The sequence below is a fragment of the Stappia taiwanensis genome, from assembly GCF_014635285.1.
Classification (GTDB): domain Bacteria; phylum Pseudomonadota; class Alphaproteobacteria; order Rhizobiales; family Stappiaceae; genus Stappia; species Stappia taiwanensis.
Genome location: NZ_BMCR01000003.1, coordinates 282,225 through 305,882, shown reverse-complemented (window position 1 = coordinate 305,882; position 23,658 = coordinate 282,225). Strand labels below are relative to the sequence as shown.

Here is a 23,658-nt window from a genome sequence, read left to right as displayed (position 1 = left end):
CATCACCCTCCGAGGAACATGTCGGCGACGTCGCGGTCGGCCAGAAGATCCGCGCCCGTGCCCTCGTGCCGGTTGCAGCCCGAGGCGAGCACATAGCCGCGATCGGCGAAAGCCAGCGCCTGCTTGGCGTGCTGTTCCACCAAGAGGATGGCGACGCCGGTGTCGCGCACATCCCGGCTGATCTGGAAGATCTGCTCCATGTATTTCGGCGACAGGCCGGCGGTCGGCTCGTCGAGCAGCAGGATCTTCGGCTCCAGCATCAGGGCGCGGCCCATCGCCACCATCTGCCGCTGGCCGCCGGACAGGTTGCCGGCCAGCGCCTTGCGCCGTTCCTTCAGGTCCGGGAACAGGCCGTAGACCCGATCATAGGCGGCGGACAGATCACCGGAGCGCAGAAAGGCGCCCATTTCCAGGTTTTCATGCACGGTCATTTCGCGGAACACATTGTCGACCTGCGGCACGTAGCAGACGCCCGCCTCGACAATCCGGTTCGGCTCCCAGCCGGTGATGTCGACCCCGCCGACGGTCACCGAACCGCCGCGGATCTTCAAAAGACCGAAGATCGCCTTCATCGCCGTCGACTTGCCGGCACCGTTCGGCCCGACGATGACGACGATTTCCGCCGGCGCCACATGAAGGTTGACCCCATGCAGGATGTTGGCGTCGCCATAGCCGCCATGAAGATCGGTCATCTGCAAAAGCGGTTTCATTCAGGCGGCTCCCACGGTTTCGCCGAGATAGGCTTCCAGCACCCGCTCATCGGCACGCACGGTGGCAAAGTCCCCCTCGATCAGCACCCGCCCCTCGGCCATGCAGATCACCGGGTGGCACAGCTTCTCAATCATCTCCATGTCATGCTCGATGAGGATGAAGGTGTAGCCGCGCTCCTTGTTGAGGATCGCGATCTTCTCTTCCAGCTTGCGCAAAAGCGTCCGGTTGACGCCGGCCGCCGGCTCGTCGAGCAGCACCAACCGGGCATCGGTCATCATGGTCCGGCCCAGCTCCAGCAGCTTCTTCTGACCGCCGGAGAGATTTCCGGCCCGCTCCTCGGCCACATGCTCCAGTTCAAGGAAGGCAAGGGTTTCCTCGGCCCGCTGGCGCACCTCCTCCTCGTTCCGGCGCACCTTGCCAAAGGTCAGCCAGTTGGCGAGAAGCGTCTCGCCGGCCTGATGCGGCGGCACCATCATCAGGTTTTCCATGACGGTGAGCCGATGGAACTCGTGCGGGATCTGGAAGGTGCGCACCAGACCGAGATGGAACCGCCGGTCGGTGCTGAGCCCGGTGATGTCCTCGCCGAGATAGCGGATCCGACCGGAGGACGGCGGAAACGCCCCGGCCACCAGATTGAACAATGTGGTCTTGCCGGCGCCGTTCGGGCCGATCAAGCCGGTGATGCTGCCCTCCGTCACGGACAGCGAGCAATTGTCCACCGCGCGGAACCCGCCGTAGCTCATCACAAGCTGGTCTACTTCCAGCATGTTGCCTCTCCCCCCGCTGGTTGCGCCTAGCGCAACGTCAATGCCTGTTGGGCTCTTCTTCTGGCGGCTTCGCGCCGCTCATACCCGCCGCAATATCGCGCGCACCGGCGCGGCATCCAGCCCTTCTAGCCGTAACGGCAGCGCGATCAACTCATAATCCCCGAATTCCGCCTCTCGGAGGGCAAGGTTTTCCAGGATTCGCATGTCATGACGCAAAAAGCCCATATGCGCGGGCAGCTCCTTGGAGGTTTCCGGATCGACCGAGGGCACGTCGACGCCCACCAGCCGGACACCCCGCTCTGCCAGAAGATCGACCGTCTCCGGCGCCAGCGCGCGAAACCCTTCCGGCCAGCGCATCGGGTCGAGTGTATCGGCCAGACGCAAGAGCACCCGTGGCGGCACATCATCCAGATGCGGCAGCAACTCCTCCGGCCGGCACAGCGGCCCGTCGCCGCGCGCGTCGATCAGACGGGCCGGACCGATGAAATCCTCCAGCGGCACCCGGTCGATGGGAACGCCCTCGGCACTGTAGTGCAAGGGCGCATCCGCATGAGCACCGCAATGGGTGGAGAGCGACACGGAGGTCACGTTGACCGGACAGCCCGGGCCGATCTGAAAGGTCTTGTCCACCCGATAGGGCGCATCGCCGGGAAAAACGGCGGCACCGGGCGCCAGTGGCGGTGTGATGTCAATCAGCTGCGACATGCAGGCTCCTCGTCGGCGAAAACCATGCCGGCTTCAAAGATCGGCGCGAATGTCCCACAGCTCAGGGAACAACACCACATCCAGCATGCGCCGCAGGTAGGAAACGCCCGAGGTACCACCGGTGCCGCGCTTGAAGCCGATCACCCGCTCCACCGTGGTGACATGATTGAAACGCCAGCGGCGGAAGTAATCCTCGAAGTCGACGAGCTTTTCCGCCAGATCGTAAAGCGCCCAGTATTTGCCCGGGTCACGGTAGACCGCCAGCCAGGCCGCATGGACGCTGGCATCGCGCTGGTAGGGCGCGGCCAGGTCGCGCTCCAGCACCGCCGGATCGACGGCCAAGCCGGAGCGGGCGAGCAGCCGCAACGCCTCGTCATAGATGCTGGTCTCGTGGCGCAGACCGTCGAGCCACTGGTAGGTTTCCGGCACGTGCTGATGCGGACGCAGCATCGCCGCGTTCTTGTTGCCGGCCAGAAACTCGATTGCCCGGTACTGATACGACTGGAAGCCGGAGGACTGGCCGAGGTCATCGCGGAATTCGGTGTATTCGGACGGGGTCATCGTCCGCAGCACCTGCCAGGCGCCAGTAAGCTGCTCGAAGATCCGGGCAACGCGGGTCAGCATCTTGAAGGCCGGCGGCAGATCGTCATTGGCGATGCGTGCCTTGGCGGCGACCAGCTCATGGATCGCCAGCTTCATCCACAGTTCCGAGGTCTGATGCTGGATGATGAACAGCATCTCGTCATGGGCCTCGGACAGCGGCTTTTGCGCATCCAGAATCTTGTCCAGCGACAGGTAGTCGCCATAGGACATGCGGCCATCGAAGGCCATCTGCGCGCCATCGCGCGCCGGATCGAACGGTTCCATAGCTTCCCCCTTGCCGCTCATGTGACCTTCGCCCGCTTGTGGAACCTTGGCTGGTCCCAGGACCGGGTCGCCACGATGTCCTCCAAGATCTCACAAGCTCGGAGCACATCTTCATGGCTGAGATAAAGCGGCGTGAAGCCGAAGCGGACCACATCCGGCGCCCGGAAGTCGCCGATCACCCCCCGGTCGATCAACGCCTGCATCAGGGCGTAACCATGCTCGAAGCGGAACGACACCTGGCTGCCGCGCCGGGCATGATCGCGCGGGCTGACCAGTTCGAGCCCGTCGCAGCGCCGCTCCACCTCGGCAATGAACAATTCGCTGAGGCTGACCGACTGCGCCCGCAGGGCCGCCATGTCGACGCCGTCGAATTCATCGAGCGCCGCATCGAGCGCTGAGAGCGACAGGATCGGCGGCGTGCCGACCCGCATCTTATCGACCCCAGGGGCCGGACGGTAGTCGAGATCGAAGGCGAAGGGCGCCTCGTGGCCCATCCAGCCGGTCAGCGGCGCGGCGATCCTCGGCTGATGCTCGGGCGCGACATAAAGGAAGGCCGGCGCGCCGGGACCGCCGTTCAGATACTTGTAGCCGCAGCCGACCGCGAAATCCGCCCCGGCGCCGCCAAGATCGACCGGCAGCGCGCCGGCGGAATGAGCCAGATCCCAAAGGGTCAGCGCGCCGACAGCATGGGCCTTGCGGGTCAGTCCGGCCATGTCATGCAGGCGGCCGGTGCGATAATCGACCTCAGTCAGCATCATCACCGCCACGGTGTCGTCGAGCGCGGCCTCCACCTCCTGCGGGGCGACCACCTTCAGCTCATGGCCTTTGTCCAGAAGGTCGCGCAGCCCTTGCGCCACATAAAGATCGGTCGGGAAGTTGCCGTTGTCGGAGAGGATGACCTTGCGCTCCGGGCGCAGGGACAGCGCCGCCGCCAGCATCTTGAACACATTGATCGAGGTACTGTCTCCGGCGGTGACCGTTCCCGGCGCCGCGCCGATCAGCGCGCCGATGCGGTCGCCGACACGCTGCGGCAGGTCGATCCAGTCATGCTCGTTCCAGGCGCGGATGAGGCTCTCGCCCCATTGGGTCTCGACCACCTGGCGCATGCGCTCCGGCACCGCCGCCGGCAGCACGCCCAGCGAATTGCCGTCGAGATAGATGACCCCGTCCGGCAACCGGAACCGGCCACGCCGGGCCGCGAACGGATTGCCCTCATCCAGTGTCCGCGCATGCGCGCTCACCGCATCCATCATGGATATCGCCTCTCCCAATCACCGGCCCATCGCAAATCAGGGCAACACGGTCCGCATCCGACCCGCGCATTTGCGCCAGGTTCCTCCCGGATGTCGAAGGCAGCCTAACAACGGGGAAGACAGGCGGCAAGGATTATATATAATTATGTCGATTGTATTTTCCTGAACTATCATCGGCGAACGTGCACCCCGCGCCACATGGAAACGGCATGCGATGACAAAGACCGACGAAGCTCTGAGCCGTTTGCGAAGCGATATCCTGTCCTGCCGGCTGGCGCCGGGCGCCCCGTTGGTGGTGGCCACCCTGACCGAACGCTACGGCCTTGGCTGGACCCCCTTGCGCGAGGCGCTGTCACGGCTGGAAGCGGAACGGCTGGTGATTTCGGAGCGCAATCGCGGTTATCGGGTGGCGCCGGTCTCCGCCGCCTCGCTGGTGGACCTGCAGGAAGCTCGCCGCGCGGTGGAAAGCACCCTGTTGCGCCGGTCGATCGAGGCGGGCGGTGCGGAGTGGGAAGGCCAGGTTGTCGCCGCCCATTACCTTCTGGCGCAGACCCCGCCACCGGATCCGGTGATGGCCGGCGACAGGATCGCGCAGTGGGAAGCCCGTCACGATGCCTTTCACGATGCGCTTCTGGCCGGCGACAGCTCCGTCTGGCTGGCCGGCTTTCAGCATCAGATCCGGGAGCAGCTTACCCGCCATCACCGGCACATGATCAGCGGCCCGGCGCCACGTCGCAAGATGGACAGCGAGGCGGCCGGCCACTTCCAGGCGCTGATCGAGCGCACCCTCGGCCTTGCCCATCACACGGAGCTGATGGAAGCCACCCTTGCCCGCGACGCGGACCGGGCCATTTCCCTTCTTAACGAGCACATCGGCTTTTCCCTCGCCGTCTATGCCTTCCTCTGGCCTGAGGACGTGCAGGACCGGGGCAGCCCGGCCGCCGGATAGTTTCGGCCCTCGGGTCGCCGAGATGCGACGCCGCCAAGAGCCAATTGCGACAATCGGCAGTTTGCGGGTGACGCGCCATCGCTTGCGCGGCATGATCCCGCGCAAGCAGCCGCCCCTAGTGTGGAGGTGCCGAGGGCGAAAAAAGCTGCAGACACGTTCTGGGAGGGACATGTGTTCATCAGCGTTTTCGATATCTTCAAGATCGGCATCGGTCCGTCGTCCTCGCACACCATGGGACCGATGGTCGCCGCCGGCCGCTTTCTCGACGATCTGCGCAGCAAGGGCCTGAAGCCGGCCCGGATCACCGCCTCGCTGCACGGCTCGCTTGCCTTCACCGGAAAGGGGCATGCCAGCGATCGGGCGATCTGCCTCGGCCTGGCCGGCCATGACCCGGCGACGATCGACCCCGCCTGCATCGAGGGGGAAATGGAGCGGCTGCAGCGGGACAAGCGGGTGATGGTGGAGGGCATCGGCGGCATTGCCTTCGACCCTGAGACCGATCTGGTATTCGACTACGGCCCGCCGCTGCCGGCCCATGCCAATGGCATGATCTTCCGCGCCCTTGGCCCGGAGGGGGAGACGCTGCTGGAAGAGACCGTCTATTCCATCGGCGGCGGGTTCGTCGCCACCGCCGAGGAGCTTGAGCGGCAGAACGACCTGATGCCGCGAACCAATGACGAGCGAGCCCCCTTCGCCTTCCGCAGCGCGGCGGAAATGCTGCAGATGGGCGAGGCCAGCGGCCTGTCGATCGAGGCGATGAAACGGGCGAACGAGGAGGCGCGCGATCCCGATGGCGATCTCGATGAGGGGCTTGACCGGATCTGGCGCGCCATGAACGCCTGCCTGGAACGCGGGCTATCGCTGGAGGGCGAGTTGCCCGGCGGGCTCAAGATCAAGCGCCGCGCCCGTGCCATTCATCAAAAGCTCCTCGGTGACGCCGGCAAGAACCGGCCCTTCCAGCACACGGTGATGGACTGGCTCGGCGTCTACGCCATGGCGGTCAACGAGGAAAACGCCGCCGGCGGGTCGCTGGTCACCGCGCCGACCAATGGCGCCGCCGGGGTGATCCCGGCGGTGATCCGCTACTACCTCGACCATTGCCCGGACGGCTGCGGCTCCGGTATCCGCACCTTCCTCCTGGTGGCGGCGGCCATCGGCGGCATCATCAAGGCCAATGCCTCGATCTCCGGCGCGGAGGTCGGTTGCCAGGGCGAGGTCGGTTCGGCCTCGGCGATGGCGGCGGCGGGGCTGTGCGCGGCCCTCGGCGGCAGCAACGCCCAGGTGGAAAACGCCGCCGAGATCGCGCTGGAGCACCATCTGGGCATGACCTGCGATCCGATCGGCGGGCTGGTGCAGGTGCCCTGCATCGAGCGCAACGCGCTTGGCGCGGTCAAGGCGGTGACCGCCGCCTCGCTGGCGCTGCGCGGCGACGGCACCCATTTCGTGCCGCTCGACAGTTGCATCGAGACGATGCGCCAGACCGGCCTCGACATGACCGACAAGTACAAGGAGACCTCAAAGGGCGGATTGGCGGTCAACGTGGTCGCCTGCTGACCGGCGCCCCGCCGACGCGCGCCTGTGTCTCAGCTCGGGGCGAAGCGGGCTTCCATCTCCCGGCGGATGCGTACCGCCTCCGCTTCCGGGTCGATGACCACGTCCTCCCAGGTGAGCACCGCCCCTTCCGCCACGTCCCGGCGCAGTGCCACATGGGCGGCCAGCCCGAGCGGCAGATAGCCTTCGCGGAGCGAAGTGGTGGCGGGCTGCTGCTTGCCCCAGACCGTCGCCCCGCCCTCCCCGTCGAGCATTTCGCCGGCTTTCAGCGCCCGTTTGGCGGTGGCCACCACATCGCTGACGAAGCCGCGCGGGGCACCGGTCGGCTCGCCGCGCAGCGCCGCCGAGGCAACGGACACCCCAAGCTCCATGCCGATCATATGCGTTGGCCGGTAGAGCGCGGCAAACCGGCCGCTGGCGTCCTCCAGCATGTGATACTCACGGAAGCACTGCCGCGCGTAGTCGGTCTCGCCCTCGATCACCACGAAGGTGCCCATCGCCAGATGATGGAGAATGTCCTTGCCGTCCCGGGTCAGCGAGGACACCACCTCGGTCGTGCCGGAGAGCGCCAGCGTTCCGCCCTCCTCGCCCGGCTTGCACACATCGGCCAGTTCGAACCGGCTGGCCGGCGGGAAGGCGAGCCCGTCCGGCTGGCTGACCAGGCCGGTGGCGTTGCACACGGCGGTCATTTCGATGCCTGACTTGGTGCCATCCAGGAACGAGTTGAACATCTTCGGGTTGATGCTCGCGCGGTCGGTGATGTTGAGATACTGGCCGAGCACCTCCCACACCGTCTCCGGTGTCAGGCTGTGATAGCCGGGCAGGTAGCGGGTGCCCTTGCCGGCGCAGACCACCTTGAAGCCGCAGGTCCGCGCCCAGTCCACCTGTTCGCAGATCAGCGCCGGTTGATCGCCCCAGGCGAGCGAATAGACGACGCCCGCCGCCTCCGCCCGTGCCGCCAGCAACGGCCCGGCCAGCACATCCGCTTCCACATTGACCATGATGACATGCTTGCCGGCGCCGATCACCGCGAGGGCGTGGCGGATGCCGACCGCCGGATCGCCGGTCGCCTCGATCACCACATCGATGCGCGGATCGGCCAGAACGGCCTCGGCGTTGTCGGAGACCCAGGTCGCCCCGGTCGCCACCGCCGCGTCGAGATCGCGTGCCTTGGCCTGCTCCTGCGGCCAGCCGCATCTGGCAAGGGTCGCGCGCGCCCGCACCGGGGCAAGGTCGATCACCGCCGCGATATGCACCCCGCGCGTCAGCCGCGCCTGGGTCAGATACATGGAGCCGAATTTCCCGGCCCCGATCAAGGCAACCCGCACCGGCCGGCCTTCCGCCTCCCGCTCCAGCAACATCCGCGACAGATTCATATTCCCCCCCTGATATCGTTCTGGGATATACTATCCCCAGTGTGCCGGCCCGCTGGCGTCAGCGCCAGCCGAACGCGGGATTCGCGCCCAGAACCGCCTATTCCCCGGCGCCAGGTCGCCGCGCACCGGCCCTCATCCCAGAGCAAGCATGAGCCCTGAACGCATGAACGACACCCCTTTCCTGATTCTCCTTGGCGGCCATCTGACCCTCACCGACCGGCTTTTGCGCCAGGTCGCCGGGCTTCCCGCCATCGCCGCCGACGGCGGGATCCGCCATGCCGGCGTGCTGGAGCTACTGCCGGAGCTGTGGGTCGGCGATTTCGATTCCAGCCCGGCCGGTCTGCAATCGACCTGGGAGCATATCCCGCGCGAGGCCCATCCCCCGGCCAAGGACATGACCGATGGGGCACTTGCGGTGGAGGCGGCGCTGGAGCGAGGCGCGACCCGGCTGGTGATCGCCGGCGCCCTTGGCGGCGAGCGCTCGGACCATGCGATGCAGAACCTTCTGCTCGGCATGGCCGTGCGGGAGCGCGGCATCAGTGTGCTGATGACCAGCGGTCTGGAGGAAGCCTGGCCACTGACGCCGGGCAGTCAGTCGTTCGACCTGCCGGCCAACAGCCTGTTCTCGGTGCTTGCCCTGTCGGATCTCACCGGCCTGACGCTGGAGGGGGTGCACTGGCCGCTCTCCCGGCGCGACGTTCCCCTCGGCGACACTCTGACCCTGTCGAACAAGATCCTGGCCGAGACGGAAGCGCCGCTGTCCGTCGGCCTGGAGGCCGGCAAGGCGCTGCTGATCGCCCGCCCGTATGACACGGACGCGGCAGGCACGGTCTGAGGGGGGGTACTCGCCCCTCCCCGGCTTCAGAGCCGCGCGGCGATCAACGCGGCTGCCGCAAGCGCAGCTCCGCGACGAAATCATAGGCATCGCCCCGGTAGGTCGAGGTTGTGTGCTCCACCACCCGGCCGCTGGCGAGATAGGAAATCCGCTCGATGCGCAGGGCCGCCGCGCCAACCGGCGCGTCGAGCAGACGGGCCGCCTCCTCGCCAAGGGTCTGCGCCGAGATCCGCTGGATCGCCCGCACCGGCCGATTGCCGACCTTGTCCAGCGCCTCATAGAGGGAATTTTCCACCCCTTCGGGATCCGGCAACATGGCGGTGGCCAGCACCGCCCGCTCGATTGCCAGCGGCACCCCATCGGCGACCCGCAGCCGACTCAGCCGCGCCACCCGGTCGCCCGGTGACAGCCCAAGCACCACCGTTTCTTCCGGCGAGGGTTCGAAAACGCCCCGTTCCAGCCACTGCGCGGTGGTCGTCTTGCCGCGCCGGGCCATGTCCTCGGAAAAGCTCGTCAGATGCGACAGGGATTGCTCGACCCGCTCCACCTTCGGCGCGACGAAGGTGCCCGAGCCCTGCCGTTGCAGCAGCACCCCTTCCTTCACCAGCTCCTGCACCGCCCGGCGGACGGTGACCCGCGAAATGCCGGCAAGGCTGGCGATTTCCCGCTCCGAGGGCAAGGCATCGCCCGGGGCGACAATGCCGCTCGCGACCGCCTCTTCGAGCCGGCGTTTGACCTGAAGATACAACGGCCCGCTGGCCGGTGCCGGCCAGTTTTCCGCCGAGAGAAACGCCGCTGCGCCTCCGGCCATTCCCCCGTTCTGCATGGCTGTCCTGCCCCCAAGATCGGCAACGCCGTCCGACGAGATCGCCGGAACCACTGGCGCAAACTGTCATGCTACCAATAAACGGCCAATATCACGGCAGGCAAGGACAATCGCCCCTGCCTCCGGGCACCCGAGGGCGGGAGGGGCGCCGCCCCCGGGGCAAAGGTGCTCTATCGGATCATCACCCCGTCAGGCGCGCGGGGTCGCCTCGACGGTCTCATCGGACCACCGAACCATGCGCCGGGTGATGACCGACACGACGGCATAGAGGAGCACGGCAAAGGCCGCCAGCACGAACATCGCCGCGAACATCAGGTCCGTCTTCGCTCGGCCATTGGCCAGCAGCATCAGGTAGCCGAGCCCGCGCGAGGCGCCGACCCATTCGCCGATCACCGCGCCAATCGGCGCGTAAACCGCAGCCAGCCGCAGGCCGGAGCCGAAGGCCGGAAGCGCGGCCGGAAGCCGCAGGAAAAACAGGGTCCGGCGTGGCCGGGCCCCCATGGTCTGGGCCAGATCCAGCAGCCCCGGATCGGTGCGGCGCAAGCCGTCATAGAAGGTTGAGACCACTGGGAAATAGATGATCAGCAGCGCCATGACGATCTTGGAGGCCATGCCGTAGCCGAACCACAGGGTCAGGATCGGCGCCAGCGCGAACACCGGGATCGCCTGGCTGAACACCATCACCGGCAGAACCAGCCGGCGGGCGAGCGGCGAGATCATCAGATGCAGCGCCGTCATCGCGCCGAACAGCGCGCCGAGCACCAGGCCGATCAGCACCTCGGCGACGGTGATCGTCGCGTGGTCGAGGATCAGGCCGGCATTGTCGACCAGGCTTCCGGCGACCCGCAGCGGTCCGGGCAGGATGAAGGGCGGCACCCCGGTGATCCAGACCAGCGCCTGCCACAGCAGAATGGCGACGGTGGCGGCCAGCAGTCCATCGAGCAACCGACGACGGGTCATGCCACACCTCCCCGCAGGCTGCGGAACAGCCGCACCTGCATCTCGATGGTTTCGGGCGCATCGACGGCCCGCACCGGCTCGTTCTCCAGCCCGGCGCATTCGCTGAGACCGTTTTCCGACAGGATGAACAGGTGGTGCCCAAGGCGCACCGCCTCCGCCGGATCGTGCGTCACCAGCAGCACCGTGCGCCCGGTGAGCGTTTCGAACGCCAGTTCCTGCATTTCCGCCCGGGTCCGGGCGTCCAGCGCGCCGAAGGGCTCATCCAGCAGCACGATGGGACGATCCTCCATCAGCACCCGCGCCAGCGCCACCCGCTGGCGCATGCCGCCGGACAAGCTCGCCGGCCATTTGTGCACATGATCGGCCAGCCCGACCCGGGCGATCAGCTCCTCTGCGCGCGCCGCGTCCGGGGTCTCGCCGCGCAAGCGAGCGCCGAGCGTGACATTGCCGCGCACATCGAGCCAGGGCGCCAGCAGATCGGTCTGGGCCATGAAGGCAATGCGCCCGGCAATCGGTCCGCCATCGTCGGCGCCGATCTCACCGGTGAAGCTGCCGCCGGTCTCAAGCCCGGCGAGCAGCCGCAACACGGTCGACTTGCCGACCCCGGAGGGCCCGAGCAGGCAGGTCCAGCCGCCGGCCGCGACCGTCAGATCGAGATCGCGAAACAGCGGCACGCCGGCGTGATCGAAATCCCCGCGCAGGCGCAGGCCGGGAGCCGGCACCTGCGCGGAAGATGGATGAACGTGCTTCAAGTCTATCCCCTTAGCCCCATGTCCCAGAAGCCGACCTCAAGGCGGGTCGCGGCCTGGAACCGGCGGCTGATCATGGCCCAGCGCGGGGAAGACTGCGGATCGGGCCCGAGACGGGCCTCCACCGCCGCATCGACCAGCGCGCCGACCTGGCGGCACATGTCATGATACTCCTCGCCGGCATAGGTATCGATCCACTGCCGGTAGGTGGCATCCGGGGCGGCCTCCGCCGCGAGCGCCGCACCGATCTCGCCATAGCCGAAGACGCAAGGGGCAAGCGCCGCCACCACATCGAGGAAGTCGCCGGACAGCCCAGCGTCGATCACATAGCGGGTGTAGGCGAGGTTCTCGCGTTCTTCCTCGGCCTGCAGCAGCGCCTCTTCGGCAATGCCCGCCTTGCCGCAGATGTCCACATGCAGCGACATCTCATGATTGACGAGACCGTCGACAATCGACGCGGCAAGACGCGCCTCGGCGATATTGTCCGCCTTGACCACCGCCAGCGCCCAGGCGCGGGCGAAATGGAACAGGAAAATGTAGTCCTGCACCAGGTAGTGAAGGAAATTCGCCTGCGGCAGGCTGCCATCGCCAAGACCGCGCACGAAGGCATGGCGGGTGTAGGCGTGCCAGTCCTCGCCGGCTTCGGCGCGCCAGCGGGCGAAAACGGTGGAGCCGAAATCCGGCGCGGTGGTGTGGAAGGTCATTCTCGCCCCCTTACTTCGCGGTCACGTCGATGGCGAAATCGGCCACCGGGCGCTTTTCCTTGATCAGGCCGTATTCGAGCAGGAATTCCTCGAACCGCTCATAGCGGCCCGCATCCAGCGCCGCCGGGCGCAGGGCGAAGCGGGAGATGGTGTCGAACCAGGCGCGCTTGTTGAGTTCGTCCTGCAGTTCCTTGGCCGTGCCGGAGTAGATCTCGAAGCTCTTCTGCGGGTGATTGACGATGTATTGCATCGCCCGTTCGGTCGCCGACAGGAAGCGGGCGATCTTGTCCTTGTCCATGGTGTCCGCATGGGCGACGTAGATCAGCTCGTCGTAGCTCGGCGCGCCCTCTTCCTCGACGAAGAAGCAGCGCCCCTTGACGCCCTCGATCGCCATCTGGTTCAGCTCCACATTGCGATAGGCGCCGATCACCGCATCGACCTGGCCGGACATGACCGACGGGGCCAGCGACCAGTTGACGTTGACCATCTCCACATCGTCCATGCTCATGCCGTTCTTGGCGAGCATCGCCTTCAGCACCGCTTCCTCGACGCCGGCGACCGAATAACCGACCTTGCGGCCCTTCAGGTCGGCAATGGTCTTCACCGGACCTTCGTCGCGCACCATCAGACAGTTGAGCGGGCTGGCGATCAGCGTCCCGACCCGCTTCAACGGCATGCCCTCATGCACCTGCAAATGCACCTGGGGCTGGTAGGAAATCGCCAGATCCGCCTTACCGGCGGCAACCAGCTTGGGCGGCGCGCTGGGATCGGCCGGGGCGACAATCTCCACCTCCAGCCCCTCGTCGGCGAAATAGCCGAGTTCCTGTGCAACGATGATCGGACCGTGGTCCGGGTTGACGTACCATTCGAGCAACAACGTCATCTTGTCCGCCGCATGGGCGGGCATGGCGATCGCAAGCGCGGCGAGCAGGGCCAGAATACGCATGGGAATGAGCCTCTTGTCAGGTGTGTCGGGTTGATCAGGCCGGCTGTCCGGCGGGCGCAGGCGCCCCCGAACCGGGGTTACGGGTCACGTCGAGCCAGGCGCGCACCCGCGCGTCCGGATCGGCATTGAGGGTGATGTCGGTGACGGCGGAGACGATATCGGCACCGGCGGCGAAGGCGCCCGGCGCGCGCTCCACGCTCATGCCGCCGATGGCAACGAGCGGGATCGTGCCGACCAGGCGCTTCCATTCGCTGACCCGGTCGAGCCCCTGTTCCGTCCATTTCATCTTCTTCAGGATGGTCGGATAGACCGGCCCGAGAGCGATGTAGTCGGGCCGGGCGGCCAGCGCCCGGTCGAGCTCCGCGTGATCGTGGCTGCTGAGGCCGAGCCGGAGGCCGGCGGCGCGGATCGCGCCGAGATCCGCCTCGTCCAGATCCTCCTGCCCCAGATGCACGCAGCGGCAAGCTTCCTCGATGGCAATCTGCCAGTAGTCGTTGACCACCAACAGGCAGTCCGCTTTGCGGCACAGGGCTTCGGCGCGGCGCACCTCGGCCCGCACCGTTTCCGGATCGCGGTCCTTGATGCGGAGCTGAATCAGCTTGACGCCGAGCGGCACCAGCCGGGCCACCCAGTCGGCGCTGTCGACAATCGGATAGAACGGATCGAAGGTCATTCCAGGAAGGCCTTTCCAAGCACCGGCGTTGAGGGGGCGGCCATGTCGCGGGCCTCGATGGGGTCGGCCTCGAAGGCGGTGCGTCCCGCCTCCACGGCAAGGGCGAAGGCGCTGGCCATCGCCGCCGGATCGCCGGCCTTGGCGACCGCCGTGTTCAAGAGCACCGCGTCATAGCCAAGCTCCATCGCCGCCGCCGCGTGGGAGGGCACGCCAAGACCGGCGTCCACCACCAGCGGCACATCCGGGAAATGGGCGCGCAAGGAGCGCAGGCCATAGACATTGTTGAGCCCGCGCGCCGAGCCGATCGGCGCGCCCCAGGGCATCAGCACCTCGCATCCGGCGGTCAGCAGCCGGTCGGCAACGCCCAGATCCTCGGTGCAATAGGGAAACACCTTGAACCCCTCGCGCGTCAGGATGCCCGCCGCCTCGACCAGACCGAACACATCCGGTTGCAGGGTTTCCGCGTCGTTGATCACCTCAAGCTTGATCCAGGGGGTGCCGAACACCTCCCGCGCCATCTGCGCGGTGGTCACCGCCTCCTTGACCGAATGGCAGCCGGCGGTGTTGGGCAGAACGCGCACGCCAAGCTCGCGGATCAGCGCCCAGAAATCCTGCCCGGCGCCGCCGCCGCCCGCTTCCCGCCGCAGCGAGACGGTGACGATCTGCGCGCGGGAGGCACGCACCGCCTCCACCATGATCGCCGGCGAAGGGTAAAGGGCCGTGCCGAGCAACAGCCGGCTGGCGATCTCCTCGCCATAAACACGCAGCATCTCAGCCTCCCTGCATCGGGGCGAGGATTTCGAGCCGGTCGCCGTCGCGCAGCCGGGTTTCGGTGCGCGCCTCCACCGGCACGAACTCGCCGTTGAGGGCGGTGGCGACAATCGCCTCGCCATAGCCAAGCGCGTCGAGCACGGCGGACAGCGTATCCGGCTCCACGCTCCGCGCTTCGCCGTTGACCTTGATCAGCATTGGAAAAACTCCGGGGTAGCGGTGGCATCGAGCACGGCCTCGGCGGCCATCCGGGCAACCGCCGGGGCGAGCAGGAAGCCATGGCGGTACATGCCGTTGACATGCAGAACGCGGCCATTGCCGTGACGAACAAGGCGCGGCAGGTTGTCGGCGAAGGCGGGGCGCACATCGACGCCGGTTTCCAGGATTTCCGCTTCGCCGAAGGCCGGATGCAGCGCATAGGCGGCGCCGAGCAGCTCCAGCATGGAGCGGGCGGAAATCCGCGTGCGGTCATCGCTTTCAATCATGGTCGCGCCGACCATGAAGACCCCGTCGCCGCGCGGCACGATGTAAAGCGGAATACGCGGATGCAGGAGCCGCACCGGGCGGGAGAGGGTCACATCCGCGCTGCGGATCACCAGCATCTCGCCCTTGACCCCGCGCAGGCCCGGCAGCACGTCGCGGGCGGCCAGCCCCCGGCAGTCGAGCACCGCATCGCCCGGCGCGTTGTCCGGCTCCATGGCCGAGCCGAAGCACAGCTCGGCCCCGCGCGCGGCCAGTCCCTTGGCGAGATCGGCCAGTGCCCGGCGCGGGTTGAGGTGCCCCTCACCGGCGAAGTAGAGCCCGGCGCCAAAACGACCGGCAAGATCCGGCTCGATGGCCCCGACCCGCGTCCCGTCGATCTCCTCATACTCCGAGGTCCGCCGGGCAAAGCGGCGCAATTCGCCCGCATCGCGACCCAGCGCCAGCACCAGACTGCCGTTGCGCTCCACGCCGCCGACGCGCGTGTCCCACCAGTCGAGCGCCTCGGCGCCGAGCCGTTCCACCGGCTCCTCGGCGCTTTCACGCTCGCACCAGGGGGCCAGCATGCCACCGGCCCACCAGGAGCAGGCGCTGTCGCCGACGCTCTCGCCCTGTTCATAGATGGTGACCTGGGCTCCACGCGCCTGCAATTCGCTGGCGCAGGCCAGTCCGACGACACCGGCGCCGATGACCGAGACCTTCATTGGTGCAGCTCCCATTGCCGGTAGAAATGATGCACCGGACCATGGCCCGCACCGACCTTCAGCGTGTCGGCGGCGCGGATCGCCTCATGCAGATAGGCATGGGCGGCACGCACCGCCTCGGCCAGATCAGCGCCCTTGGCGCATTCGGCGGCAATCGCCGCCGACAGGGTGCAGCCGGTGCCGTGGGTGTTGGCGGTTTCCAGTCGCGGCGCGGTGAAGCGCAGCGGCGCTTCGCCTGTCCGAAGCAGGATATCGGTGCATTCAGCGCCTTCCCCGTGCCCACCCTTCATCAGGACGGCGGGGCCAAGCGCCTGCAACTGCATCCCCTGCCGCTCCGCCCCAGCGGCGTCCAGCACCGGGTCCACACCCAGCAGCGCCGCCGCTTCCGGAAGGTTCGGGGTGATCAGGCTGGCGCGCGGGATCAGTCGCTCGCGCAGGGCGGCGATGGCCTCGTCGCGCAGCAGCTTCGCGCCCGATTTGGAGACGATCACCGGATCGAGCACCACATGCCCTGAAAAACCGGCGAGCGCATCGGCAACCGCCGCGACGATCTCCGGCGAGGACAGCATGCCGATCTTCACCGCCGCCACGTCGAGATCGTCGAGCACGGCAGCGATCTGCGCGCTCACCACATCGACGGGAATGTCATGCACCCGGGTAACGGCGCGGGTGTTCTGGGCGGTGACGGCAGTGATCACGCTGGCGCCATAAACGCCAAGGGCGGAAAACGCCTTCAGGTCCGCCTGGATCCCGGCACCGCCGCCGCTGTCCGAGCCGGCAATGGTCAGCGCAATGGCTGGCGGCGCGGATCGGGCCGGCGCGGCAATGCCCTGCCCGTTCTCTCCGACGGCGCCTGAAGCTTGATCTCGTCGCATTCCGTTTCACCCACATTCTGTCTGGGCGATCCGGCATCTTGCTGGCATGGAGAAAGACTAGCGCCAATACACGGCGCGGCCCGTTCTCGGGGCCTCGCGCCTTTTTGGCAAATATCCGTTCCCTCCGCCGGCATGACCCGGATCAGGTTCAGTGGGTTGACGCTTCAACGCGCCTCTCAGCCTTTCGGCACCCCAACGAATGATGTCGGCGACGATAGGAGACGGCGACCTTGCGGTCAAGCACCCGCAGCGGGTATCGCAGAGGTCTCGTGGCGGGCCGGACCGACGGCAACCGGGTCCCAGCGCAGCGTGCCGGTGTAATCGGCGAAGGTTTCCGCGCGGCGGATCTCCAGCACCTCGCCCGCCTCGGTCAACAGCAGTTCCGCTGGGCGCAGGCGGCCATTGTAGGTGAAGCCCATGGCATGACCATGGGCGCCGGTATCGTGGATATAAACCAGATCGCCCACGCGCGGGTCCGGCAAGGAGCGGTCAACCGCGAACCGGTCGATGTTCTCGCACAGGGAGCCGACCACATCGACGGTGACCGGCGCGCGGGCGCCCGGCGCGACGAAGGGCAAGGTGATGTGGTGATAGGCGCCGCGATAAAAGCCCGGCCGCATCAGTGCCGACATGGATGCATCGAGGCCGACGATCTGCCGTTCCTTCGCCATCCGGTTGACCACCCGGGCGACCAGCACCCCATGCGGGCCGGTGACATAGCGCCCGCACTCCATCGGCCGTTGGTAGGGGAAGTAATATTGCTCTGAGGTCTCGAAGCCGAACCGGCCCAGCACCGTATCGAGATAGCGGCGCGACAGCAGCCAGAAATCTTCCACGCGCGGGTGCGGCTCCACCAGCGCCTCCCGGCTCAGCGGCGCATCGTTGGACAACACCAGCCAGCATCCGGGCGGCGGCGCCAGCATCGCCAGCTTCTCGAAGAACCCGGTCAATTCGCCCTCGGCCTGAAACACATGGCCGAGGAACCCGTCCGCATAGACCACATCGAACCCCATCAGCGCCCCATTCGGCAGATCGAAGAAATCCGCCGTGAACGCCTCCATGCCCTTGCCGGTCGCCAAGTGCACCGCCTCCGGATTGCAGTCGATCGCCCGGACCGGGCGGCCCGCGCGCTCCAGATCGCCTTCGACGAAGGCATTGCCACAGCCCAAGGAAAACACCCTGTCGCCTGCCTCGGTCAAAGACAGGATCTTCAGCACCATGTGGCTGCGATAGTCCGGGCAATAGGTGGACGGGGTCACGGAATCGTTGAACGCCTCCCCCGCCTCCCAGATCTCGTAGATGCTCCGTTGCCGCTGGCCATCCACCGCCCGCCGCGTGCAGTAGTAGTCCCGGACTCGGCCAAGCTCCTGGCGAAGGGATACCATTCCCGCTGTCTGCGTCATCGACGTCCTCCTGTCGAGAGATCGCACCGCGGCGCCCCCTCCTGCGGCACGAAGCCGGTCAGCTTGCGATGGCCACCCGAGCCCCCGTTTCGGCCACGGCTTGCTCCTGCCGATAGTCGATACTCGTCGGCAGCCCTTCGGCCAGATGCTCAAGCAGCGGCGCAAGCCTCCGGGCGGTCTCCGTCCCCGCCCCGGGGCCGAAGTCGCGGCAAAGCGCCAGGCTACGGTCCACCTCCCCGGCCAGCAACGTGTCCGCCAGCACCCGGGCCAGCGAGCGGAAACCGGCCAGCACCGCCTGCGGATCGCCGACAAGGCAAGGGGCAGACCGGCCGTCCGGCCCCGCCTCCGCGAAGGCCAGCACGCCAAAGGCGGTCAGATAGCCCAGTTGCAGATACATGCCGTCGCTGTCGGGGAAGAGCCCAAGTCCCCGGTCGACATAGCGCAGCGTTTCGGCAAGGTGATAGCCCAGCACCTGCTCGGGCGGCAGATCCAGTGCCGGCGCCAGCACCTCGGCCAGGATCAACACGCCAAAGACATCCGCCGCCACCTCCTGCAGCACCACCGAGTTCCAGCGATCGGCGGCATTCAGCGCGGCGAACTCCGTCTCCGGGCGATGGACGAAATGACCGAATTCATGGGCCAGCACGCCAAGGGTCGGGATCTGGCCAAAGCCGCTTGCCTCCTCGGGAAATGGCGAACCAAGATCGAGCAGGCGGCGAGCCAGCGGCAGCGACACCGCGTCGATCAGCGCCCGGTGGGTGTTGGTGAAGTAATAGCTCTTCTTGAAGGGCGAGCGTTTCACCCCCTCGTCCTCCGGCAGAAAATAGGCGATGTGCTTGGGGAGGCGATTGCCCTCGCCGGCCATCAGGAACACCCGGCTCGGGGCAAAGGCGGGCACCTCGCCAAGGGTCAGGCCAGCGCGCAGGCCCCGCAGGCAGTCGCCAACCTCGCCTTGCATGTCCCGTGCCTTGGCAACGGCCGCGCGGGCGGCCTCATCACGGCGACAGCCGAAAGCGGTCGGCAGACCGCCGGTCTGCTTGCCGTACCAGGTGGCGATCTGCCCGGCAACGAAGGCGATCTCCTCATCGATCTCCGCCAGTTGCGCCAAAGCGGCGGCGTCATAGCCGGTTTCAAGCGCATTGGCGCGCAGGCTCAGCGCCTGCCGGTCGTTTTGCGCGGGCAGCCGCGCCGCGAGCTTGCGCAGGCAGGCGGCAATCGGTTCGGGGTCGCGCAGGCGGGTCCGTCCCGGCACGCCCTGCCGCTTGCAGGCCGTCCATTCGCTCTCGATCAGCGCCGCCAGATGCGCCATGTCCTCCTCGAAGGCACTGCCGAGCGATGGGGCTTCGGCGCCGATATCCAGACAGAGCACGCGGTAGCCATCGGCTGGCGGCCAGAAGACACCACGCCAGCCCCTGTAGCTCCCCGCCCGTTGGCGATTGCCGTGATGATCGAACCGCCCGCCTGTCATCTGCCTCTCTCCTTGCCGGATGTCCCCACCCGCTTTTGCGTTTCCCTGCGCCAGATCAGCCGCTGTTCCCCTCCGCGTCCGGCAGCAGCCGTTTTTCCATGAACACGCTCAGGGGATCGGGGCGGTAGTCGCCGAACGGGTCACGCCGGCGGTAGCCGAAGCGGCCGTAAAGGCCGAGCGCCTCGGGTTGTTCGATGCCGGTCTCCAGCCGGATCGCCTGCAAGCCTTCCACCCGCGCCTCCGCCTCCAGGCCGCCGAGCAGCATCGCGCCGAGCCCTCGTCCCCGGGCCGAGGGCGCGACGAACAGGCGCTTCAGCTCGCCGGTGCGGGAGGCCCGGTCGAGCACCAATGCACCGCACCCCTTGGCGATCCCCTCGCTGCAGGTCACCGCGAGAAAGCGCACATGCGGCCGGGTGAGCTCGGTCACATCGAGCATGTGAACGCTTTCCGGCGGATAGAGCGCATGGGCATGCACTTCCGACGCGGCAAGCAGCGCGGCAATCCCCGGCAGGGTCGGTCCGGCCCTGACGATCCTGTACTGCAGAACGATCCCGTTCATCGGCTAGCCCCCCTCTCCCGCCAGAGCACTTGTGCGGGCCGCATGTGATGGCCGCGCTCCAGCCTCCTCGCGGATCATCGCCGCGCCCTTTTCCGCAATCATCATGGTCGCCGCCTGGGTGTTGCCCGAGACCATGGTCGGCATCACCGAGGCATCGATCACCCGCAGGCCCGACAGGCCGCGCAGCCGCAGGCGCGGGTCGACCACCGCCCCGCCCCCCGCGCCCATGCGGCAGGTTCCGACCGGGTGATAGGAGGTGTCGGCGCTGCCCCTGAGATGGTCGGTCAGCGACCGTTCGTCCCAAAGATGCTCCCCCGGCGCGGTTTCTTCCCCGCGATAGCCATCGAATGCCGGCGCCGCGACAATGCGGCGGGCGATGCGGATTCCGGCGATCAACCGACGTCTGTCCTCATCCTCGGACAGGAAACGCGGCTCGATCACCGGCGGCCCAAGTGGGTCGGCGGCGTCGACATGCACGCTGCCGCGCGAGGCCGGCCGCAAGGGGTAGACGCCAAGGGTCATGCCCGGGTGGCGGTCGAGCCGCCGGGTCGAGCCGGGACCGTAACTGGCCGGAGCGAAATGAAACTGGAGGTCAGGCACCGGCTCGCCCGGCGTGCTGCGGACAAAGCCGAAGCCAAGCGCGATGGGCAGGCTGAGTACCCCGCGCCGGGTGGTCAGATAACGCGCAATCTGGCCGGCGAGGGCCAGTCCCCGGGTACGCTCGTTGAAGGTGACGCGCTGGCCGACCCGCCAGCGCAGGCGTGCGGCGAGATGATCGCGAAAGTTCTCGCCAACCGCCGACAGGGCGTGATGCACATGGATGCCGGCACGCATCAAGCGCCCCGGTTCGCCAATGCCGGAGAGTTCCAGAATCTGCGGCGAGCCGATGGTTCCAGCGGCCAGGATCACCTCGCGCGTCACGGTGACGGTGTGGCTCTCGCCGCCGCGCCGATACCGCAGGCTGGTGCAGCGGCACCCCTCGAAACACAGGCTCGTCACCGTCGCCTCGGTCTCCACCGCCAGATTGGCGCGGGCACGGGCGCCGGTCAGATATCCCTCCACCACCGACGCCCGGCGCCCCCGACGCTGGGTGCATTGGTAATAGCCGAAGCCTTCCAGATCCCCGCTGTTGTAGTCCGGATTGGCGGCAAATCCGGTCTGGCGGGCCGCCTCCAGAAACACATCGCACAAGGGTTCGCGCTGACGCGGCAGCTCGACCCGGATCGGGCCGCCGACCCCGCGCGTCTCGCTTTCCCCGCCCTGCCAGTCCTCCAGCTTGCGAAAGTACGGCAGCACATCGTCCCAGCCCCAGCCGTCCGCGCCGCCTTCCGCCCAGTCGTCGAAATCGGCACGCTGACCGCGCACGAAGATCATGCCGTTGATGGCGTTCGAGCCGCCGAGCAGGCGGCCGCGCGGGATCTTCAGGCGTCGGCCGTACAGGCTCGGATCCGGTTCGGTCTCGAAGCGCCAGTCATAGCGCGGGTTGCCGAGCAGCCAGGTCTCTCCGGCCGGGATCGACAGAAGCGGCGAACGGCGGCGGGCGCCGGCCTCCAGCAGCAGGACCCGGGCGCCGGCGATTGCACTGAGGCGGGCGGCGAGGATGCAGCCGGCCGCTCCGGCGCCGATGATCGCATAGTCACATTCCGTGATCACGCTGTCCCCCTTCCCCGCCTTCTACCTGCCCGTCACGCCGCCGGGCCGCGCCATGCGCCTTGCCGGGCGGCCTCCCCGTCGAGGCGTTCCGTCATCCGGCCATGGCCGCGCCGTGCTCCCGTCCTCCGGTTCGCGCCTCGGGCACCGCCCGGCGCGGCGCCAGCGTGGTGCGATGCATCAGCCTGCGGCTGCCAGCGAAGTCATAAGGGGTGGCCCGATGGAGCGCGCTGCGGTTGTCCCACAGGATGATGTCGCCGGGCCGCCACTTGTGCCGATACGTGAAGCGCGGCTGGACCGAGAACTCCTGCACGAAGGTCACCAGCGGCGCGCTTTCCGCCTCATCCATGCCGACAATGCGCCAGGGCACGTTGCCGCCGGCGTAGATCGCCTTGCGCCCGGCCTCCTCATGGAACCGCACCATCGGTTGCGGCACATCCGCCCATTCGGCCCGCTCCGCCTCGGTAACCGGCGGACGATCCGGATAGTTGTAGGGGCGCGACTGCACCCGGCTGATGACCACCTGCAGATCCTCGATCCGCGCCCGCACCGGCTCCGGCAGCGCGTCATAGGCGGCGAACATATTGGCGAAGAGCGTATCCCCGCCCTCAGCCGGCGTTTCCAGGGCATAGAGGAGCGAGCCGGCCGGCGGCTCGGGAAGGTAATGCCCGTCGGTGTGCCACACCCGGCCGCTGACCGGCGAGCCGATCGGCTTGCCATCCTTGCTGATGTTCGACAGGATCAGGATTTCCGGCTCGCTGCCTTCAGCGAACTGCTTACGCGTGTAGCTGACCACCTCGCCAAACCGCCGGGTGAAGGCGATCTGCTCGGTCGTGGTCATGTGCTGATCGCGAAACAGCAGGATCGTGTTGTCGATCCAGGCCTGGTAGATCCGCTCGAAATCCCCGGAGCTGATGGGCCCCGTCACATCCACTCCCCGGACTTCCATACCGATGCGATCTACCAGCGGAATGAGTTCAAGCATGTCCGGCCTCCGATGCGACGGGCGCGACTACATACCCCTATAGATTGCAACATTAAACACGCTGCAATGCAAGGGCGATACTGTCAACCAAAACCTGCCGCAGCGTTAGATTTACCGAGACCCATCGCCATCCGGTTCGGCTCAACCGGCTCTGCTTGGTGCAACTCGGCCAAATCCCGCGCCAATTTTGCGAATTATTTGCGCAATCCGAAGGAAATTTGTGCAGGTCCCACGCCTTTCGCGCCGTCTACGGCGCCTTTCCCGACCCGCCGACGGCGAACCGCTCTTCGCTCCCGCTCCACGCTCTCGCGCCCCCCGACATTTTGACAGGGCGCGTCTGTCCGGCGCGGCTCCGGACATCGGGGACAAGCGGGGATACGCGCAAGATCTGCACAAAAAGGAGGCGGCCGGATTTACCGCCTCATCCGGCGGCATTGCGGTGCCTGCGCAAGCGGGCTATGCCGAGAGGGTCACCCGGTCGCCGCAGGCGGTATGCGACAGTCGGAAAAGAGCCTTGGCAGAAAAGACCCCTGGCAGCGGAGAGCCCTGGAATGTTTCGCGGCGCATCCCTTTCAATGGATCTGGCCCCCATCGCTCCGGCACTGATCGGCCACAACGGCGGCCCGCCGCTTGACGACGAGCATCGGCCCGAATGGGGCACCGGCCCGGTCGGCAGCTATTTCACCTGGAAGAAGGCCCGCAAGGCGGCGCTGGCGAGCGTGTCGCGCGACGTCGCCCTGTTTCGCATCAAACGGGCGGAGCGGCTGGGGCTGACCTATGAGGAATATACCATCGAGATCCTCGATCGCGGCCGACACCTTCAAGCCAGCGACACCGAGCGGATTGCCGAAATCATCGCCGCGCGCCCGAAGGACCGCTGACCGGAGACGC

General features: G+C 67.2%; 25 protein-coding genes and 1 riboswitch. Of the genes, 4 read left to right on the top strand and 21 right to left on the bottom strand.

Annotated elements, in window-relative coordinates; translation table 11 throughout:
* Positions 1-2 precede the first annotated feature (2 nt).
* The 5 genes from IEV83_RS08800 to kynU all read right to left on the bottom strand — a co-directional run bounded on the left by IEV83_RS08800 (position 3) and on the right by kynU (position 4,303).
* Positions 3-710 (bottom strand): ABC transporter ATP-binding protein, encoded by a 708-nt coding sequence (locus IEV83_RS08800; protein ID WP_181760912.1) that lies wholly within the window; start codon positions 708-710, stop codon positions 3-5.
* The gene (locus IEV83_RS08795) at positions 711-1,478 is read right to left on the bottom strand and encodes an ABC transporter ATP-binding protein (protein ID WP_181760913.1); all 768 of its coding nucleotides are present in this window, start codon (positions 1,476-1,478) and stop codon (positions 711-713) included.
* A 78-nt stretch (positions 1,479-1,556) separates the two neighbouring features.
* Positions 1,557-2,183 (bottom strand): arylformamidase, encoded by a 627-nt coding sequence (gene kynB / locus IEV83_RS08790; RefSeq protein ID WP_181760914.1) that lies wholly within the window; start codon positions 2,181-2,183, stop codon positions 1,557-1,559.
* Positions 2,184-2,216: 33 nt separating this feature from the next.
* Positions 2,217-3,071, bottom strand: coding sequence for a tryptophan 2,3-dioxygenase (gene kynA / locus IEV83_RS08785; RefSeq protein ID WP_181760915.1), 855 nt, complete (start codon positions 3,069-3,071; stop codon positions 2,217-2,219).
* The gene (kynU, locus tag IEV83_RS08780; protein WP_209003056.1) at positions 3,068-4,303 is read right to left on the bottom strand and encodes a kynureninase; all 1,236 of its coding nucleotides are present in this window, start codon (positions 4,301-4,303) and stop codon (positions 3,068-3,070) included. Before kynU ends, kynA begins: the two co-directional genes overlap by 4 nt.
* A gap of 214 nt (positions 4,304-4,517) precedes the next feature.
* Between kynU and IEV83_RS08775 the strand changes: the two genes are divergently transcribed.
* Positions 4,518-5,252 carry a GntR family transcriptional regulator gene (locus tag IEV83_RS08775; protein ID WP_181760916.1) on the top strand — a complete coding sequence of 245 codons (735 nt, stop codon included), beginning with the start codon at positions 4,518-4,520 and terminating at the stop codon, positions 5,250-5,252.
* A gap of 171 nt (positions 5,253-5,423) precedes the next feature.
* Positions 5,424-6,806, top strand: a complete 1,383-nt coding sequence (locus tag IEV83_RS08770; protein WP_181760917.1) for an L-serine ammonia-lyase — start codon at positions 5,424-5,426, stop codon at positions 6,804-6,806.
* A 29-nt stretch (positions 6,807-6,835) separates the two neighbouring features.
* Here the strand turns inward: IEV83_RS08770 and IEV83_RS08765 are convergent, their stop codons facing one another.
* Positions 6,836-8,179 carry an NAD(P)H-dependent oxidoreductase gene (locus tag IEV83_RS08765; RefSeq protein ID WP_181760918.1) on the bottom strand — a complete coding sequence of 448 codons (1,344 nt, stop codon included), beginning with the start codon at positions 8,177-8,179 and terminating at the stop codon, positions 6,836-6,838.
* A gap of 163 nt (positions 8,180-8,342) precedes the next feature.
* On the opposite strand from IEV83_RS08765, the gene IEV83_RS08760 reads away from it, so the two are divergent.
* A complete protein-coding gene (locus tag IEV83_RS08760; protein WP_181760919.1) occupies positions 8,343-9,014 on the top strand; it encodes a thiamine diphosphokinase in 672 nt (223 codons plus the stop codon).
* A gap of 43 nt (positions 9,015-9,057) precedes the next feature.
* Here IEV83_RS08760 and IEV83_RS08755 read toward each other — a convergent pair whose 3' ends face one another.
* The 15 genes from IEV83_RS08755 to IEV83_RS08690 form a co-directional block, all read right to left on the bottom strand.
* A complete protein-coding gene (locus IEV83_RS08755; RefSeq protein WP_181760920.1) occupies positions 9,058-9,825 on the bottom strand; it encodes a GntR family transcriptional regulator in 768 nt (255 codons plus the stop codon).
* Between the two features lie 204 nt (positions 9,826-10,029).
* Entirely contained in the window at positions 10,030-10,800 is a 771-nt protein-coding gene (locus IEV83_RS08750) for an ABC transporter permease (protein ID WP_181760921.1), read from the bottom strand.
* A complete protein-coding gene (locus tag IEV83_RS08745; RefSeq protein WP_209003055.1) occupies positions 10,797-11,552 on the bottom strand; it encodes an ABC transporter ATP-binding protein in 756 nt (251 codons plus the stop codon). Before IEV83_RS08745 ends, IEV83_RS08750 begins: the two co-directional genes overlap by 4 nt.
* Before the next feature lie 2 nt (positions 11,553-11,554).
* Positions 11,555-12,253: a thiaminase II gene (gene tenA, locus IEV83_RS08740; RefSeq protein WP_181760922.1), complete on the bottom strand. Its 699-nt coding sequence runs from the start codon at positions 12,251-12,253 to the stop codon at positions 11,555-11,557.
* Between the two features lie 10 nt (positions 12,254-12,263).
* Complete coding sequence (locus IEV83_RS08735; RefSeq protein WP_181760923.1) at positions 12,264-13,199, bottom strand: ABC transporter substrate-binding protein; 936 nt, start codon at positions 13,197-13,199, stop codon at positions 12,264-12,266.
* A gap of 34 nt (positions 13,200-13,233) precedes the next feature.
* Positions 13,234-13,872 carry a thiamine phosphate synthase gene (locus tag IEV83_RS08730; protein ID WP_181760924.1) on the bottom strand — a complete coding sequence of 213 codons (639 nt, stop codon included), beginning with the start codon at positions 13,870-13,872 and terminating at the stop codon, positions 13,234-13,236.
* Positions 13,869-14,642, bottom strand: a complete 774-nt coding sequence (locus tag IEV83_RS08725; RefSeq protein WP_181760925.1) for a thiazole synthase — start codon at positions 14,640-14,642, stop codon at positions 13,869-13,871. Before IEV83_RS08725 ends, IEV83_RS08730 begins: the two co-directional genes overlap by 4 nt.
* A 1-nt stretch (position 14,643) precedes the next feature.
* Positions 14,644-14,841, bottom strand: a complete 198-nt coding sequence (gene thiS, locus IEV83_RS08720) for a sulfur carrier protein ThiS (protein ID WP_181760926.1) — start codon at positions 14,839-14,841, stop codon at positions 14,644-14,646.
* Positions 14,835-15,827: a glycine oxidase ThiO gene (gene thiO / locus IEV83_RS08715; protein ID WP_181760927.1), complete on the bottom strand. Its 993-nt coding sequence runs from the start codon at positions 15,825-15,827 to the stop codon at positions 14,835-14,837. The genes thiS and thiO overlap by 7 nt, the downstream gene beginning before the upstream one ends.
* Positions 15,824-16,702, bottom strand: coding sequence for a bifunctional hydroxymethylpyrimidine kinase/phosphomethylpyrimidine kinase (gene thiD / locus IEV83_RS08710; protein WP_181760928.1), 879 nt, complete (start codon positions 16,700-16,702; stop codon positions 15,824-15,826). Before thiD ends, thiO begins: the two co-directional genes overlap by 4 nt.
* A gap of 102 nt (positions 16,703-16,804) precedes the next feature.
* A riboswitch (TPP riboswitch) is annotated at positions 16,805-16,907 on the bottom strand.
* A 31-nt stretch (positions 16,908-16,938) separates the two neighbouring features.
* The gene (locus tag IEV83_RS08705; protein WP_181760929.1) at positions 16,939-18,105 is read right to left on the bottom strand and encodes a hypothetical protein; all 1,167 of its coding nucleotides are present in this window, start codon (positions 18,103-18,105) and stop codon (positions 16,939-16,941) included.
* Positions 18,106-18,163: 58 nt separating this feature from the next.
* On the bottom strand, positions 18,164-19,573 hold the full coding sequence (locus IEV83_RS08700) for a DUF8614 domain-containing protein (RefSeq protein WP_181760930.1): 1,410 nt from the start codon (positions 19,571-19,573) through the stop codon (positions 18,164-18,166).
* Positions 19,574-19,628: 55 nt separating this feature from the next.
* Positions 19,629-20,132 (bottom strand): GNAT family N-acetyltransferase, encoded by a 504-nt coding sequence (locus tag IEV83_RS20055; RefSeq protein WP_209003054.1) that lies wholly within the window; start codon positions 20,130-20,132, stop codon positions 19,629-19,631.
* Positions 20,133-20,135: 3 nt separating this feature from the next.
* Positions 20,136-21,785, bottom strand: a complete 1,650-nt coding sequence (locus IEV83_RS08695; protein WP_244628119.1) for a GMC family oxidoreductase — start codon at positions 21,783-21,785, stop codon at positions 20,136-20,138.
* 91 nt (positions 21,786-21,876) lie between these two features.
* Positions 21,877-22,767 (bottom strand): TauD/TfdA dioxygenase family protein, encoded by an 891-nt coding sequence (locus IEV83_RS08690; protein WP_181760931.1) that lies wholly within the window; start codon positions 22,765-22,767, stop codon positions 21,877-21,879.
* A gap of 551 nt (positions 22,768-23,318) precedes the next feature.
* Between IEV83_RS08690 and IEV83_RS08685 the strand changes: the two genes are divergently transcribed.
* Entirely contained in the window at positions 23,319-23,648 is a 330-nt protein-coding gene (locus IEV83_RS08685; RefSeq protein ID WP_244628118.1) for a hypothetical protein, read from the top strand.
* The last annotated feature ends 10 nt before the right edge of the window (positions 23,649-23,658 follow it).

Coding starts and splice junctions, on each gene's coding strand:
- IEV83_RS08800 (WP_181760912.1), bottom strand. CDS start 710: ATGAAACCGCTTTTGCAGATGACCGATCTTCATGGCGGCTATGGCGAC.
- IEV83_RS08795 (WP_181760913.1), bottom strand. CDS start 1,478: ATGCTGGAAGTAGACCAGCTTGTGATGAGCTACGGCGGGTTCCGCGCG.
- kynB (WP_181760914.1), bottom strand. CDS start 2,183: ATGTCGCAGCTGATTGACATCACACCGCCACTGGCGCCCGGTGCCGCC.
- kynA (WP_181760915.1), bottom strand. CDS start 3,071: ATGAGCGGCAAGGGGGAAGCTATGGAACCGTTCGATCCGGCGCGCGAT.
- kynU (WP_209003056.1), bottom strand. CDS start 4,303: ATGATGGATGCGGTGAGCGCGCATGCGCGGACACTGGATGAGGGCAAT.
- IEV83_RS08775 (WP_181760916.1), top strand. CDS start 4,518: ATGACAAAGACCGACGAAGCTCTGAGCCGTTTGCGAAGCGATATCCTG.
- IEV83_RS08765 (WP_181760918.1), bottom strand. CDS start 8,179: ATGAATCTGTCGCGGATGTTGCTGGAGCGGGAGGCGGAAGGCCGGCCG.
- IEV83_RS08760 (WP_181760919.1), top strand. CDS start 8,343: ATGAACGACACCCCTTTCCTGATTCTCCTTGGCGGCCATCTGACCCTC.
- IEV83_RS08755 (WP_181760920.1), bottom strand. CDS start 9,825: ATGGCCGGAGGCGCAGCGGCGTTTCTCTCGGCGGAAAACTGGCCGGCA.
- IEV83_RS08750 (WP_181760921.1), bottom strand. CDS start 10,800: ATGACCCGTCGTCGGTTGCTCGATGGACTGCTGGCCGCCACCGTCGCC.
- tenA (WP_181760922.1), bottom strand. CDS start 12,253: ATGACCTTCCACACCACCGCGCCGGATTTCGGCTCCACCGTTTTCGCC.
- IEV83_RS08735 (WP_181760923.1), bottom strand. CDS start 13,199: ATGCGTATTCTGGCCCTGCTCGCCGCGCTTGCGATCGCCATGCCCGCC.
- IEV83_RS08730 (WP_181760924.1), bottom strand. CDS start 13,872: ATGACCTTCGATCCGTTCTATCCGATTGTCGACAGCGCCGACTGGGTG.
- IEV83_RS08725 (WP_181760925.1), bottom strand. CDS start 14,642: ATGCTGCGTGTTTATGGCGAGGAGATCGCCAGCCGGCTGTTGCTCGGC.
- thiS (WP_181760926.1), bottom strand. CDS start 14,841: ATGCTGATCAAGGTCAACGGCGAAGCGCGGAGCGTGGAGCCGGATACG.
- thiO (WP_181760927.1), bottom strand. CDS start 15,827: ATGAAGGTCTCGGTCATCGGCGCCGGTGTCGTCGGACTGGCCTGCGCC.
- thiD (WP_181760928.1), bottom strand. CDS start 16,702: ATGCGACGAGATCAAGCTTCAGGCGCCGTCGGAGAGAACGGGCAGGGC.
- IEV83_RS08705 (WP_181760929.1), bottom strand. CDS start 18,105: ATGACGCAGACAGCGGGAATGGTATCCCTTCGCCAGGAGCTTGGCCGA.
- IEV83_RS08700 (WP_181760930.1), bottom strand. CDS start 19,573: ATGACAGGCGGGCGGTTCGATCATCACGGCAATCGCCAACGGGCGGGG.
- IEV83_RS20055 (WP_209003054.1), bottom strand. CDS start 20,132: ATGAACGGGATCGTTCTGCAGTACAGGATCGTCAGGGCCGGACCGACC.
- IEV83_RS08690 (WP_181760931.1), bottom strand. CDS start 22,767: ATGCTTGAACTCATTCCGCTGGTAGATCGCATCGGTATGGAAGTCCGG.
- IEV83_RS08685 (WP_244628118.1), top strand. CDS start 23,319: ATGTTTCGCGGCGCATCCCTTTCAATGGATCTGGCCCCCATCGCTCCG.